The sequence below is a fragment of the Micromonospora psammae genome (assembly GCF_036902725.1).
Classification (GTDB): Bacteria; Actinomycetota; Actinomycetes; order Mycobacteriales; family Micromonosporaceae; genus Micromonospora.
In genome coordinates, this window is the sequence record NZ_JBAKHM010000027.1 from 1 (window position 1) to 14,495 (window position 14,495).

Sequence of the window (14,495 nt, forward strand, 5' to 3'; positions counted from 1 at the left end):
TGAGGCGCCGGCCGTGGCCCGGGCGGCGGCGGTCGTGCCGGCCGCCGGGCCCCGGCCGGGACCGGAGCCGGCGGAGCCGGTCAGCGGTCCACCGCTGCGCCGGGCCGCCGAGGAGGACGCGGCCGAGGAGGCCGCCGGCCCGGGTGGGCTGCGCGGCGCGCGTTCGGAGCTGCGCCAGCGGGTACGGGAGCGTCGCCGGCTACGGCTCGGCATCCTGGTGCTGGTCAGCGTGGTGCTGCTCGGCGCGATCCCGCTCTTCTTCGGCATCCGTACGCTCAGCCGCGACCCGGTCTTCGACGCCCTCGACCAGCTGGACGTGCCGGGCTGGGCGACGGCGGAGACGGTGGACAACGTCAGCGGCAGCCGCTGGTGTCTGCAGGACTGCCGGCTGCGCGAACGCACCGCGGAGTCGGAGCGGGCGCCGGAGGAGACCGCCCGGGTCTACGAGCGGGCGCTGGCCGCCGACGGCTGGCAGCCGTGGAAGGTGACCCGCTGCCCGGAACGGCCGGCCAAGGGCAGCTACACCTGCTGGCGCCGCGACGAGCTCACCCTCGACCTGTGGGTGCGGGAGCCGACCTGCGTACCGCCGCCGGTCGACGGGGAGCCGGCCGTCCCACCGTCCCGGGCCGCTTCGGCCGCCCCGCCCGCTGCGGGAGAGTGCGCCGGATCGTTGGTGTCGGTGAAGGTGCGCAACGCGATCGACGACGAGCGGACCCGACCACAGCCGAGCACCGACCCGTCACTGACCGGTGAGGATCCGTACCCGACGTTCAGCGGTGACCCGCTCGGCGAGTTGACACGCTCACCGTCCTGAGCCGGTTTCCATCACGGACGGTAGGGTCTGGGGCTGGCGGGCCCGCCCGCGCCCGCTGACCGCCGGCGGGTCGGCGGGTGCCGGAGTGGGCGGGACGGTCGCGCGTTCCGGGGCATCGGGCCCCGGAACGCCTGCTTGAGGAGGACATGCGCGTGGATGGTGGACAGATCGCTGCGCTGATCGCGGCCGGCGCGTTCCTGATGCTGGTGCTCGTGCTGGCGGTGCCGATCCTGCGGCTGCGGCACACCGTGGACGCCACGACCCGGATGATCAACGACCTGAACGAGCAGACCACCCCGCTGCTGGGCGACGTCAACATCACCGTCAGGAACGTCAACACGGCGCTGGAGCAGGTGCAGACCTCGCTGGACGGGGTGAACCTCCAGCTCGCCAAGGTCGACACCATGACCAGCCACGCGCAGAACGTCACCGCGAACGTGGCGAACCTGGCGACCGTCGTCTCCGCCGCCGCGGCCAACCCGTTGGTCAAGGTGGCCGCCTTCGGCTACGGCGTCCGCCGGGCCGCCTCGGCCCGCCGGCACGCCGAGACCGAGCGCGAGGTGCGCGACACCATCAAGCAGCAGCGTCGCGCCGCCAAGCGCGGCAACCGCTGAGCCGGCCGGCGACGAGCGGGAGGAACTGAGACATGAGGCGACTGTTCTGGCTGGGCATCGGCCTGGCCGTGGGCGTGGTGGTGGTCCGCAAGGCCACCCGCACCGCGCAGGCGTACACGCCGGCCGGGATCGCGAGCGGGCTGTCCGAATCCGCTGGCAGCCTGGTCGAGTCGCTGCGTAGTTTCGTGGAGGACGTACGGGCCGGGATGGCCGAGCGCGAGCAGGAGATCCACGAGGCGTTCGCCCGGGGCGAAGCGTTCGACGACCAGTTCGCCGAGCTGCGGGAGGACCCGCGCATCGGTGACCGAGAGATCTTTCCGGAGGAACACCAGCGATGAAGACGGCGGAGATCAAGCGGCGGTACCTCGCCCATTTCGAGGCGAACGGCCACGCCGTGGTGCCGTCCGCTCCGCTGCCCGCCATCAGCGACCCGAACCTGCTGTTCGTCAACGCCGGCATGGTGCAGTTCGTTCCCTACTTCCTCGGGCAGCAGACCCCGCCGTACCGGCGCGCGGTCAGCGTCCAGAAGTGCATCCGCACCCCGGACATCGACGAGGTCGGCAAGACCAGCCGGCACGGCACGTTCTTCCAGATGAACGGCAACTTCTCCTTCGGTGACTACTTCAAGGACGGGGCGATCCCGCTCGCCTGGGACCTGGTCACCAAGCCGGTCGCCGAGGGCGGCTACGGGTTGGACCCGGAGCGGATCTGGCCGACGGTCTACCTCGACGACGACGAGGCGTTCCAGATCTGGCGCTCGGTCGGCGTCCCCGCCGAGCGGATCGTGCGGCGCGGCAAGGCCGACAACTTCTGGTCGATGGGCATCCCCGGTCCGTGCGGCCCCTGCTCGGAGCTCTTCTACGACCGTGGCCCCGAGTACGGCCGCGAGGGCGGTCCGGCGGTCGACGAGGACCGCTACATGGAGTTCTGGAACCTCGTCTTCATGCAGTTCGAGCGGGGTCCGGGCACCGGCAAGGAGAACTTCCCGATCCTGGGCGACCTGCCGGCGAAGAACATCGACACCGGCATGGGCCTGGAGCGGATGGCCTCCATCCTCCAGGGCGTCGACAACCTGTACGAGATCGACGAGGTCCGGCCGATCCTGGACCGGGCCGCCGAGCTGACCGGCAAGCGGTACGGCGCGCACTCCGGGCACGTGGCCAGCGAGTCGCACCCGGACGACGTACGGCTGCGGGTGGTCGCCGACCACGTCCGCACCGCGCTGATGCTGATCGGCGACGGGGTCACCCCGTCGAACGAGGGCCGCGGCTACGTGCTGCGCCGGATCATGCGCCGCGCCATCCGGGCGGTGCGGCTGCTGGGCTGGCAGGAGCGGGCGCTGCCCGAGCTGCTGCCGGTGGCCCGGGACTGCATGGCCCCCTCGTACCCGGAGCTGGCCGAGGAGTTCGACCGGATCTCGCAGTACGCGTACGCCGAGGAGGACGCCTTCCTCTCCACGCTGCGGGCCGGCACCACGATCCTGGACACCGCGATCGCCGAGACCAAGTCGGCCGGCCGGCCGGCGCTCTCCGGTGACAAGGCGTTCCAGCTGCACGACACCTACGGCTTCCCGATCGACCTGACCCTGGAGATCGCGGCCGAGCAGGGCCTGAAGGTCGACGACGAGGGCTTCCGCCGCCTGATGGCCGACCAGCGCAACCGGGCCAAGGCCGACGCGCAGGCGCGCAAGACCGGGCACACCGACGTGTCGGCGTACCGGTCGGTGCTGGACGCGGGCGGGGCCGTCGAGTTCACCGGCTACACCGAGCTGAACCGGGAGTCCCGGGTGCGCGCGGTGCTCGCCGACGGCGCCCAGGTCGGCGCGGCGGTCGAGGGCGACACGATCGAGCTGGTGCTGGACACCACCCCGTTCTACGCCGAGGGCGGCGGCCAGCAGCCCGACCAGGGTCTGATCACCGTGGGCGGCGGCCAGGTCGAGGTCTTCGACGTGCAGCAGCCGGTGCCCGGGCTGATCGTGCACCGGGCCAAGGTGCTCCGCGGCGAGGTCCGCGCCGGCGAGACCGGGTACGCCGAGATCGACGTGACCCGGCGCCGGGCCATCTCCCGCTCGCACACGGCGACGCACCTGGTGCACCAGACGATGCGCAACTTCCTCGGTGAGTCGGCGACCCAGGCGGGTTCGCTGAACGCGCCGGGCCGGTTGCGGTTCGACTTCAACACCCCCACCGGGGTGGCGGCGAGCGTGCTGCACGACGTGGAGCAGCAGGTCAACGAGGTGCTCCTGGCCGACCTCGAGGTGCACGCCTTCATCACCACGCAGGAGGAGGCGCGTCGGATCGGCGCGATGGCGCTCTTCGGCGAGAAGTACGGCGAGCGGGTCCGGGTCGTCGAGGTCGGCGACTACGCCCGCGAGCTGTGCGGCGGCACCCACGTGGCCCGGTCGGCCCAGCTCGGCCTGGTGAAGATCCTCTCCGAGGCGTCGGTGGGTTCGGGGGTACGCCGGATCGAGGCGCTGGTCGGCATGGACGCCTTCGGCTTCCTGGCCCGCGAGCACCTGCTGGTCTCCCGCCTCGCCGAGCTGTTCCGGGTGCCCGGCGACCAGGTCGCCGACCGGGTCGAGCAGACCGTGACCCAGCTGCGGGACGCGGAGAAGGAGCTGGAGAAGCTCCGCGCGCAGCTGGTGCTGGGCGGCGCGGCGGCGCTGGCCGGGCAGGCGAAGGACGTCCGGGGCGTCGCGTACGTCGGCACCGAGGCGCCGGAGGGCGCGGCCGGCAACGACGTGCGTACCCTCGCGCAGGAGATCCGCGGCAAGATCGACCCGGCGCGGCCGGCGGTGGTCGCCGTGGCGGCCCGGTCGAACGGCAAGGCGTCCCTGGTGGTGGCCGTGAACGGGGCGGCCCGGGCTCGTGGCCTCGCGGCGAACGACCTGGTGAAGGCCGCCTTCTCCGGCCGAGGCGGGGGTAGCCCCGACGTAGCCCAGGGTGGTGGCCTGCCGGCGGCGGAGGCTCCGAACCTGCTGCTGACGGTCGAGAAGGCGATCGCCGAGGCGTGATCACGCATCTTGGCAGGCAGGGCGGACCGACCCGGTCCGCCCTGGCCCGTCATGCCCGGGGAGTGCCCGGTGGCGGGTGAGTCGAGCAGGGGCGTCCGCCTGGGGGTGGACGTCGGGCAGGTCCGGGTCGGGGTGGCCCGGTCGGACCCGCACGGCGTGCTCGCCACCCCGCTGGTCACCCTCGCCCGGGATCTGACGGCGGCGCCGGACGAGGTGCCGAGCGACATGGCCGAACTCGCGCACCTGGTCGCCGAGCACGAGGCGGTGGAGGTTGTCGTCGGCCTTCCGGTCAATCTCGCCGGCAAGCACGGACCGGCGGCCCAACACGTGACGGTGTACGCGAACCGTTTGGCCGATGTAATAGCGCCAGTTCCGGTAGCGCTCACCGACGAGAGGATGTCGACCGTCGTCGCGTCTCGTAGGCTGGCGGAGCGAGGCGTCCGGGGAAAGCGCCAACGCGCGGTGGTCGACCAGGCCGCCGCGGTCGAGATCCTGCAGAGCTGGCTAGACGCGCAGCGGAGGCGGACACAATGATCGACGATCTGGACCTGGGGTTCGACGAGCCGGAGAGGGGTGAGAAGGGCCGGCACCGGCGCGGTTTCATGAATCGGCGCAACGGCGGCGGTTCGGGCGGCCGGGGCAAGACGGTCTTCGCCCTGCTGATGGCCCTGGTCCTGTTGGGTGGCATCGGTGGCGGGGCCTTCTACGGCTTCGACCGGGTCCAGAACTATTTCGTCACCCCCGACTACGACGGCGCCGGCACCGGCGAGGCGATGGTCGAGGTGAAGCAGGGCGCGCTGATCGCCGACATCGGCGACGCGCTGGTCGCCGCCGACGTGGTGAAGAGCACCAAGGCCTTCATCGAGGCGGCCGAGGAGAACGCGCTCAGCAAGAACATCCAGCCCGGGCTGTACAAGGTCCGCAAGCAGATGAGCGCGGAGAAGGCGCTCACCATGCTGCTGGACCGGAAGAACAAGGTCACCAACCAGGTGACCATCCCCGAGGGCCGCACCGCCAAGGACAGCTACAAGCTGCTCTCCGAAAAGACCAAGATCCCGGTCAAGGAGTTCGAGACCGCGGCGAAGAACCCGAAGGCGCTCGGGGTGCCGGATTCCTGGTTCGTCCGCAAGGACGGCAAGAAGGTGACCAGGTCCATCGAGGGTTTCCTCTACCCGGACACCTACGAGATCGCGCCGAACGCGACCGCCGAGGGCCTGCTCAAGAACATGGTCGGCAACTTCCTCAGCGTCACCGAGGAGATGAAGTTCGCCGAGCAGGTGGCGGAGAAGCGGGGCGGGATCAGCCCGTACGAGGCGTTGATCGTCGCCTCGATGGCGCAGGCGGAGGCCGGCAACGCCGACGACCTCGGCAAGATCGCCCGGGTCGCCTACAACCGTGCCTACTCGGGCAAGTTCCCGTGCAGCTGCCTGGAGTTCGACGTGTCGGTCAACTACTACTGGCAGCTCACCGGCAAGAAGACGAAGGCGTCGAAGGACATGACCACCGCGGACATCCGCGACCCGGACAACCCGTACAGCACGCACGCCCACCCCGGCCTGACGCCGACCCCGATCAACAACCCCGGCAAGCAGGCGTTGCAGGGGGCGATGGACCCGCCGGAGGGCGGCTGGCTCTTCTTCGTCGCGATCGACAAGGAGGGGCACTCGGCGTTCGCCGAGACCAACGCCCAGCACGAGCGCAACATCGAGAAGGCCAAGCAGAACGGCGTCCTCTGAGTCGCTACGCTGCCCTGGTCCGAGCGTGTCCGCCGACGGGGGAGTGACGTGACGGTGCACCGAGCCGCGGTGGTCGGCAAGCCGATTGCGCACTCCCTCTCCCCGGTGATCCACAACGCCGGCTACGCCGCCGCCGGGCTCACCGGGTGGTCGTACACCCGGATCGAGTGCGCGGCGGCGGAGCTGCCGGACCTGGTCGGCGGCCTCGGCCCGGAGTGGGCCGGGCTGTCGGTGACCATGCCCGGCAAGGAGGCGGCGCTCGCGGTGGCCGACGAGGCCGCGCCGGTCGCCGCCGCCGTCGGCGCGGCGAACACCCTGGTACGCCGCCCCGACGGCTCCTGGTACGCCGACAACACCGACGTCGCCGGCATGGTCGAGGTGCTCACCGCGGCCGGGGTGACGCCCGGCGCCACGGTGACCGTGCTCGGCGCCGGTGGCACCGCCCGCGCGGCCCTGGCCGCCGCCGCCCGGCTAGGCGCGACCTCGGTGGCCGTGGTGGCCCGGCGGGCGGTGGCGGTCGACGAGCTGCGGCCGGTGGCGACGGCGGTCGGGGTGGAGCTGACTCCGGTGGCCTGGGAGCACGCGACCGCGTGGACCGGCGCCGACGTCGTGGTCTCGACCGTGCCGAAGGGCGTCGCCGACCCGCTCGCCGGCACGGTCCACTGGCGACCGTCCACCGTGCTCTTCGACGCGCTCTACGACCCGTGGCCGACACCGCTGGCCGCGTCGGCGCTCGCCGCCGGCTGCCGGGTGGTGTCCGGGCTCGACCTGCTGCTCGCCCAGGCGGTGGGCCAGTTCGAACGGTTCACCGGGGTGCCCGCGCCGGTCGAGGCGATGCGGGCGGCGCTCGCCGCGGCCCGGCGCTGAGGTGGGCGGCGCCGTCCGGGTCCGCCGACCGGGTGGGCGTAACCGGCGCCCCGCCAGGTCGTTTGCCGGCTCCACGGCCCCGTACCGGGCCTCTCTTATCCTTTGGTTAAGTCGGGTCGTAGGTCTGGTTTCCTGCCGGCCACGAATGTCGCCGGTCGATACGCTGCTGCCGGTAATCGCCGCCTAGACAGGGAGTGTTCCTTGAGCAGGCACGGAATTCACCGCGCCGCACCGGGTGCAGGAAAGCGACGCAAGGCCGTCGTCCTCAGTGTCCTGAGTGCCGGCGTGGTCGCCGGCGTGGTCGCCACGATGATGCCGCTGACGGCGGCCGAGGTGCCACCGATCGTGCTGAGCGCGGCGGCGGACACCACCGCCACGCAGGTCCCGCAGGACGGCGACAACGGTGTCAAGACGACGCTGGCCAGCTGCCCGCGACTCTGCGACGGGAACCGCAACGGCCAGCGCGACGCGCTGCTGGAGTTCGCGGTGGGCGGCCTGCCCGCCGACGCCGTGAACGTCCGGGCCACCCTGCGGGTGTACGCCTGGCAGCAGTTCGCCTCCCGGGTGCGGGCGCACCCGGCGCAGGGCAGCGCCGCCGGGGCGGGGGCCTGGGCCGAGCGGCCTCCGATCGGCGCGCCGCTGGCCACCGTCGACCAGGTCCGGCAGGGCTTCAACGAGTGGGACGTGTCCCGGTCGGTGACCGGCAACGGCCCGGTCTCCTTCGCGCTGACCCAGGAGAACTGGAACACGCGCATCTACTGGGCGTCGCGGGAGAACAGCCGGGCGGCCATCCGGCCGCAGCTGCTGCTGACCTACGAGCGGAGCGGTAAGCCGCCGGCGCGGCCCTCGACCCCGCCGCCGCCCCCGCCGACCACCACCGCGCCGGCGCCGGTGCCGTCGCCGACCCGTACCGCGTCGCCGACCCCGACCCGGACCGTCACCACGGCCCCGCCGACCACCACCCCGCCCGCCCCCTCGCCGACGCCGACCGTGCCCCCCGGCACGCAGGTCCCGGGTTGGCGGCTGGTCTGGGCGGACGAGTTCGACGGACCGTCGGTCGACCTGTCCCGGTGGAACCTGCGCGACAACGAGGGCCGCAGCATCGACCGCGGCTGCAACGTCGACGACGCGGAGAACACCTTCGTCTCCAGCGGCGTGCTCACCCTGCGCGCCCTGCGGGAGACCGCGGTGTGCAGCTCGCAGACCCGGCAGTACACGCAGAGCTACCTGGACACCATCGGAAAGAAGTCGTTCCAGTACGGCCGCTTCGAGATGCGGGCCCAGTCGCCCAACGGACCGACCGACTCCCGCGGGCTGTGGCCGGCGTTCTGGCTGCGCCCGGACGACGGCGGCAAGGGTGAGATCGACGTGGTGGAACTGCCCGGCGGCAGCCAGTACCACCACGCGGCCACCCAGGCGATCTTCTACGACTACAGCCCGGTCAAGCAGGACCAGCGCTGGGATCTGCCGACCGGCTACCCGGGGGACGGCTTCCACACGTACACCACCGAGTGGGAGCCGGGCGTGATCCGCTGGTACATCGACGGGCGGCAGGTCTGGCAGCGCGACCGGAGCACCACGCCCTGGTTCGACGAGGCGTTCAACAAGCCCTACAACCTGCGGCTGAACTTCCAGGTCGGTGGCTGGTTGGGTGACCCGGACGCGGCCACCCGCTTCCCGGCCGACTTCCGGGTCGACTACGTCCGCGTCTGGCAGCGCTGACCCGTCCCGCGCCGACGAAACGCCCGGCGGGCCTCGGCCCGCCGGGCGTTTCCTTGCCCGCTGCCCCTATCGTGTCCGCCAGCGCGCGCGGGCGGATGGGGGCGGCATGACGGTGGCGGATCCACGGGAACGCCAGGACGGGCTGGGCTGGGTGAGCCGGGCGATCTTCGGCGACCCCCGGCTGTGGTTGCACGTCGGCGCCGGGCCCGCCGCGGTGCCGCCGGGTCACCGCCCCGCCGCCCGGTACGCCGTGGTGCCCTCGGTGGAGCGGGCGAAGTTCCTGCTGCCGTTGGCGTCGCGCCGGGTGGGGGCCGCGTCGACGCTGGCGTACAACGCGCTGCGCCCGCCCCGGGTGCGGGTCAACCGGCTCGCCGTCGGCCTGCTGGCCGGTCTGGGCGCCACCGGCCGGGTCCGGATGCCGGTGCTGACCGTCGCCGTGCCGGACGGCGTCGAGCCGGAGGAGCTGCTCCTCGCCGAGCACCTCGGCCGGGTCGAGGGACGCCGGTTGCACGCCGCGATCGGCATCCGCCCGCCGGACCCGCACCACAAGCCGACGTTGCAGCTCTTCGACGACCGGGGCGTCGCCCGGGCGTACGCGAAGATCGGGTGGAACGACGCGACCCGGGCGATGGTCGCGGCGGAGGCCGACGCGCTACGGGAGCTGCCCCGCGACGGCGGCGACTTTCCCGACGTGCCGCGGCTGCTGCGCCGGCTGCGCTGGGGTGACCTGGCGGTGACGCTGGTGGAGCCGATGCCGGCCCGGGTGCGCCGACTGCCCCGGCCGGACCGGCCGCGGGTGGCGGCGATGCTGGCGGTGGCCCGCCGCGGCGGCCCGGCCCGGCCGCCGCGCCCGCTGGCCGGTTCGCCCTTCCTGGCCGACCTGACCGACCGGGCCGAGCGGGCCGGCGGCCCGGTGGTCGCGGCGGTGGCGGCGTTGACCGCGCGGGACGGCGCCACGGAGCTGGAGTTCGGCCACTGGCACGGCGACTGGGTGCCGTGGAACCTGGGCACCCACCGCGGTCGGCTGGTCGCCTGGGACTGGGAGAACAGCGGCACCGACCGTCCGGTCGGCTTCGACCTCGCCCACCAGGGCTTCCAGAGCGCGCTGTCGCTGCGCGGGCGGCCGGTGCCGGAGGCGACCGGTGAGCTGGTCGCGGCGCTGGACCGGCACGGCGAGGCGTTCGGCCTGGACGCGGCCCGGCGGCGGCTCCTCGCCGACGCCTACCTCGTCGAGCTGTGGCTGCGCACCGCGGAGCTGGCCGCCGGGGGCGGCGGCTGGAGCGCGAAGCTGCATCCCGCCCTGCTGCACGTGCTCGCCGACCGGCTGCCATCGGCCTGATCCCGCCCCGCCGACCGCCCCGCAGTGGGGTGACGTGTCGGGGTGCCGACCGGGAAAAGCGGGGAAAAGCGGCAGGCCAGACACGGCCGCTACCGCCGTGGCCTGCCCTTCCACTAAGGTTTCCCCACTCAATCACCAGCCGCCGGCGGCGGCGGGATCGAGCCGGTCCGGGGACGGCGTGTGGCGCCTCCGGGCCGAGGCGGTGGGCAGCTCCGGCCGGTGGCCGGCGGGTCAGGGGGAACGATGACATCGTCAGGCAGCACCGTGCGGCCGACCGCCGGGCGGGACCGGGCCATCCGGCGCCGTGACCTCGGTGGCCGCCGGTGACCCTCATCTACGCGCTCGGCGCGCTCGCGGTGCTGCTGCCGGCCGTCCTGGTGCCCGTGGCGGCGACCCGCTGGGTGCCCCGGCTCCGGACCGGCCGGGCGGCCGAGCGGCTCCGCGCGGCCGTCGCCGGCCTCACCGCCGCCCTCGGCCGGGTGGGCGCCGCGCTCGTGGTGCTGCTCGCCGGGTCCGCGGCCGTGGTCGCGATCTGCTGGCCGCTCGGCGAGGCGCTGTCCCGGCTCGAACCGTCCGTGGACCACCCGATCTTCGACTACGTCCACGCCCGACGCGTCGAGGCCTGGGCCGACCTCAACTCGTTCTACACCGCGATCGGTGACCGGTACCCGCTCAAGTGGGTCACCGTGGTCGCCGCCTGCTTCTTCGCCGTCCTCTGGCGGCGGCGCCAGTGGTGGATCCCGCTGGCCGCGATGCCCCTGCAGTTCGTCATCGAGCAGTACACCCAGGCGATCCTCGCGACCATGGTGGACCGCGGCCACCCCCCCACCGACCTCGGCACCTACCCCTCCGGCGGCTGCGCCCGGGTGCTGCTGACCTTCGGCACCATCGCCGTGCTCGCCGCGCTGACCTGGCGGATCCCGCGGCCCGGCCGGATCGCGATGGCGACCGTGGTCGCGCTCATGGTGTCGCTGGAGGGCTACACCCGCATCTACGCGGAGAAGCACTGGTTCACCGACGTGATCGGTGGATGGATCTTCGGCCCGCTGCTCTTCGGGGTGCTGGCGCTGACCGTGCTGGTCGCGGCCGGCCGGGTCCGACCGCCGATCGGGTCGGCCGCCGCGCCGGCCGACGACCGGGTGCTGACCCGCACCTGAACCCCTCCCGGGCGCGGTGCCCGCCGCGGCGGACCCCGACCGGCCGCTCCTCGAACGGAAGTAGGCAACGACGTGACCACCCTGCTCGTCGCCTCCACCGGCGGACACCTCGCCGAGCTGCACGACCTGGTCCCGCGGCTGGGCGTGCAGGACGACTGCGTCTGGGTCACCTTCGACTCGCCGCAGAGCCGGTCCCTACTGGACGGGCAGGAGGTCATCCACGTACCGCCGGCCACCACCCGGGACGCGGTGGGCGCGCTGCGCGACCTGGTCGCCGCCCGGCGGGTGCTGCGCGGCGGGCGGTTCCGGCAGGTCGTCAGCACCGGCGCCAGCGTGGCCATGTCGTTCTTCCTGCCGGCGGCGCGGCACGGACTGAGCTGCCACTACATCGAGAGCGCCACCCGCACCGAGGGGCCCTCGCTGACCGGCCGGCTGGTCGCCCGGGTGCCCCGGACCCGGCTCTACACCCAGTACCCGGGCTGGGCCCGCGGCCGGTGGCGCTACGGCGGCTCCATCTTCGACGGATACCGCGCCACCCGGCTGCCGGCGCCCCCGCCGGTGACCCGGATCGTCGTGGCCCTCGGCACCCACGAGCGGTTCGGCTTCCCCCGCCTGCTGGCCCGCCTGGTGGCTGTCCTGCCGCCGACGGCGGAGATCCTCTGGCAGGTCGGCTCGACCGAGATCCCCCGGATGCCGCCCGGCGCCCGACGGCAGGTGCCGTACGCGGAGATGCAGCAGGCGATGCGGGAGGCCGACGTCGTCGTGACGCACGCCGGGGTCGGCTCCGCGCTGGCCGCGATGCGGGCCGGCCGGCGGGCCATCTACGTGCCGCGCCGCAGCGGGCACGGCGAGCACGTCGACGACCACCAGGTCGAGATGGCCAGGGAACTGGACCGGCGGGGGCTGGTGCTGGCCCGCGAGGCCGACGCGGTCACCGCCGAGGACCTGACCGAGGCGGCATCGTGGACGGTCACCGGTACCGGTACCGTCACCCCGTTCCAATGGGGGACCTGACCCCGGACCCGGCGGATCCGTCCACCGGACGATGCGCCATCCTCATCCTCCACGGGCCGTCCGGATGCGACCGTACGGCCGGACCGGACCGAGGCGCCGACCGAGCGGACCGGTCGGTCGATGGTGCGAAATGTCCGCACGCAGCAAGCTACGCCTGATTCCACTTCTCCTTGGGGGCGCCAGTGCTTCACAGAACGTCGTCTCGACCGGTGTGGAGGCGGTGGTCCGCCGCGCTCGCCGCGTCGGTGCTCGCCGTCGGCCTCCTCGCCGCGCCCGCCCGCGCGGTGAACCCTCCGCCGGTCACCAGCACCCTGACCTCGCCGAACCCGGCCGACACCATCCCGCACGCGCAGAACGGCGACACCAAGGCGTTCGCGGAGATCGGGAACACGGTCTACGTCGGCGGCAGCTTCACCTCCGTCAAGGCCGCCGGCGCCGCGAGCTGGACCCCCCGCAACTACCTCTTCGCGTACGACAAGACCAGCGGCGCGTTGAAGACCGGCTTCACCCCCGTCGTCGACGGCGTGGTGCACGCCCTCGCGGTCAGCCCGGACGGCAAGCTCATCGTCGGCGGCGCCTTCGTCAACGTGAACGGGGTGAGCCGCAAGAACCTGGTGCAGCTCGACCCGGCCACCGGCGCGACGGTGGGAGGCTGGGTCGGCCGCAGCGACGGCGGCCTGGTCCGGCGGACCGTCGTGGTGGGCAACAAGCTCTACATCGCGGGCGCCTTCCACTGGGTCAACGGCACCCAGCACAGCCTGCTCGCCCGCCTCGACGCCACCACCGGCGCGATCGACCCGACCTTCCAGATCGACGCCAGCGTCGCCCGGGCCAGCAGCGAGCTGGTCTGGGGCCTGGCGGTCTCGCCGGACGGCAGGACGCTGGTCGCGGTCGGCAACTTCACCCAGGTGAACGGGCAGCCCCGCAACCAGGTCGTGGTCGTCGACCTCGCCGGCACGCCGGCGGTCGCCAACTGGAGCACCCAGCGCTACGTGGCGCCCTGCTACAACTGGTCCTTTCCGTTCTACGCCCGCGACGTCGACTTCTCCGACGACGGCAGCTACTTCGTCATCATCGCCGACGGGGGCCGGGGCGACGGAGCGTACTGCGACGCGATCGCCCGGTTCGAGACCGCGACCCGCGGCGCCGGCCTCGACGCCACCTGGGTCAACTACACCGGCAGCGACTCGGTGACCTCCGTCGAGGTGGCCGACAACGTGGTCTACGTCGGCGGCCACTTCCGCTGGCTGAGCAACACCAACGGCAACGACTCCGCCGGCGCGGGCGCGATCAACCGGTTCGGCCTGGGCGCGCTCGACCCGATCAACGGCATGCCGCTGAACTGGAACCCGACCCGCTCGGGCGCCCCGGCGGGCACCACCAGCTGGGGCCCGATCATGTGGGAGCTGTGGCGCGGCAGCACCGGCCTGCTGGCCGGCTTCGACTCCGACGGCCTCGGCAACGAGTACCACGGCCGGATGGGCCTGTTCCCGCTCGCCGGCGGCCGTACGGTCCCGGCGGTCAACGCGCCGTCGGCCGCCTCCGGCTACCTCTACCTGGGCACCGCCAACGGGCAGGCGACCAAGGTGCCGTTCAACGGCACCACGCTGGGCACCCCGGTGGCCAGCAGCCAGCCGAACCTCACCTCCGCCGGCGCGTCGTTCTCCATCGGCAACAAGCTCTACTGGTCCAAGACCGACGCGACCGCGCCGAGCGGCAGCTACCTCGACGTGTCGATCTTCTCGGGCGGCTCGGTGGGCGCGCCCTGGGTCAGCAGCGGCTACAACAACTGGTTCAACGCCGCGTCGATGAGCGGGGCGTTCTACCTCAACGGTCGGATGTACTACACCAGGGCCGGCACGAACGAGCTCTTCTACCGCTACCTGGAGCCGGACGGCTACCTCGTCGGCTGCACCGAGTTCACGCTCCCCAGCCAGGGGATCGCCTGGGGCAGCGTGCGGGGCATGGCCTGGGTGAACGGCAAGATCGTGTACGGGCACACGGACGGGGCGCTGCGCGCGGTCCCGTTCGACGAGGCCGCCGTCGACGGCGCGGCCGTGGTCCGGGTCGCGGCGGCCAGTGCCGGCGCCACCTGGTCGAGCCGGACGCTCTTCTTCGCCACCTCCTGATCCGCACCCTCGTCCGGGCGGTCCGCCGGTGTTCCCGTGACACCGGCGGACCGCCCGTACGCAGGGGGCCGGTCGGCTGTCGACCGCAGG

12 protein-coding genes are annotated in these 14,495 nt (G+C 73.1%); all 12 read left to right on the forward strand.

Annotated features, from left to right (window positions below; translation table 11 throughout):
* Positions 1–94 precede the first annotated feature (94 nt).
* The 12 genes from V6U79_RS25215 (at position 95) to V6U79_RS25270 (ending at position 14,405) form a co-directional block, all read left to right on the forward strand.
* Positions 95–814 carry a hypothetical protein gene (locus V6U79_RS25215; protein ID WP_334531890.1) on the forward strand — a complete coding sequence of 240 codons (720 nt, stop codon included), beginning with the start codon at positions 95–97 and terminating at the stop codon, positions 812–814.
* A 152-nt stretch (positions 815–966) separates the two neighbouring features.
* Positions 967–1,428 (forward strand): DUF948 domain-containing protein, encoded by a 462-nt coding sequence (locus V6U79_RS25220; RefSeq protein WP_334531823.1) that lies wholly within the window; start codon positions 967–969, stop codon positions 1,426–1,428.
* 32 nt (positions 1,429–1,460) lie between these two features.
* Positions 1,461–1,766 (forward strand): hypothetical protein, encoded by a 306-nt coding sequence (locus tag V6U79_RS25225; RefSeq protein WP_334531825.1) that lies wholly within the window; start codon positions 1,461–1,463, stop codon positions 1,764–1,766.
* On the forward strand, positions 1,763–4,441 hold the full coding sequence (gene alaS, locus V6U79_RS25230; protein WP_334531827.1) for an alanine--tRNA ligase: 2,679 nt from the start codon (positions 1,763–1,765) through the stop codon (positions 4,439–4,441). Before V6U79_RS25225 ends, alaS begins: the two co-directional genes overlap by 4 nt.
* Positions 4,442–4,492: 51 nt before the next feature.
* Complete coding sequence (gene ruvX / locus V6U79_RS25235; RefSeq protein WP_334616057.1) at positions 4,493–4,975, forward strand: Holliday junction resolvase RuvX; 483 nt, start codon at positions 4,493–4,495, stop codon at positions 4,973–4,975.
* Positions 4,972–6,177 carry an endolytic transglycosylase MltG gene (gene mltG / locus V6U79_RS25240; protein WP_334616058.1) on the forward strand — a complete coding sequence of 402 codons (1,206 nt, stop codon included), beginning with the start codon at positions 4,972–4,974 and terminating at the stop codon, positions 6,175–6,177. The genes ruvX and mltG overlap by 4 nt, the downstream gene beginning before the upstream one ends.
* A gap of 48 nt (positions 6,178–6,225) precedes the next feature.
* On the forward strand, positions 6,226–7,044 hold the full coding sequence (locus V6U79_RS25245) for a shikimate dehydrogenase (protein ID WP_334531836.1): 819 nt from the start codon (positions 6,226–6,228) through the stop codon (positions 7,042–7,044).
* A gap of 297 nt (positions 7,045–7,341) precedes the next feature.
* Positions 7,342–8,766 carry a family 16 glycosylhydrolase gene (locus V6U79_RS25250; protein ID WP_334616059.1) on the forward strand — a complete coding sequence of 475 codons (1,425 nt, stop codon included), beginning with the start codon at positions 7,342–7,344 and terminating at the stop codon, positions 8,764–8,766.
* A gap of 106 nt (positions 8,767–8,872) precedes the next feature.
* Positions 8,873–10,105 carry a hypothetical protein gene (locus tag V6U79_RS25255; protein ID WP_334531842.1) on the forward strand — a complete coding sequence of 411 codons (1,233 nt, stop codon included), beginning with the start codon at positions 8,873–8,875 and terminating at the stop codon, positions 10,103–10,105.
* Between the two features lie 323 nt (positions 10,106–10,428).
* Positions 10,429–11,262 carry a phosphatase PAP2 family protein gene (locus V6U79_RS25260; RefSeq protein WP_334531845.1) on the forward strand — a complete coding sequence of 278 codons (834 nt, stop codon included), beginning with the start codon at positions 10,429–10,431 and terminating at the stop codon, positions 11,260–11,262.
* A gap of 72 nt (positions 11,263–11,334) precedes the next feature.
* Positions 11,335–12,276, forward strand: a complete 942-nt coding sequence (locus V6U79_RS25265; RefSeq protein WP_334616060.1) for a glycosyltransferase — start codon at positions 11,335–11,337, stop codon at positions 12,274–12,276.
* A gap of 209 nt (positions 12,277–12,485) precedes the next feature.
* Positions 12,486–14,405 (forward strand): delta-60 repeat domain-containing protein, encoded by a 1,920-nt coding sequence (locus V6U79_RS25270; RefSeq protein ID WP_334616061.1) that lies wholly within the window; start codon positions 12,486–12,488, stop codon positions 14,403–14,405.
* Positions 14,406–14,495 lie beyond the last annotated feature (90 nt).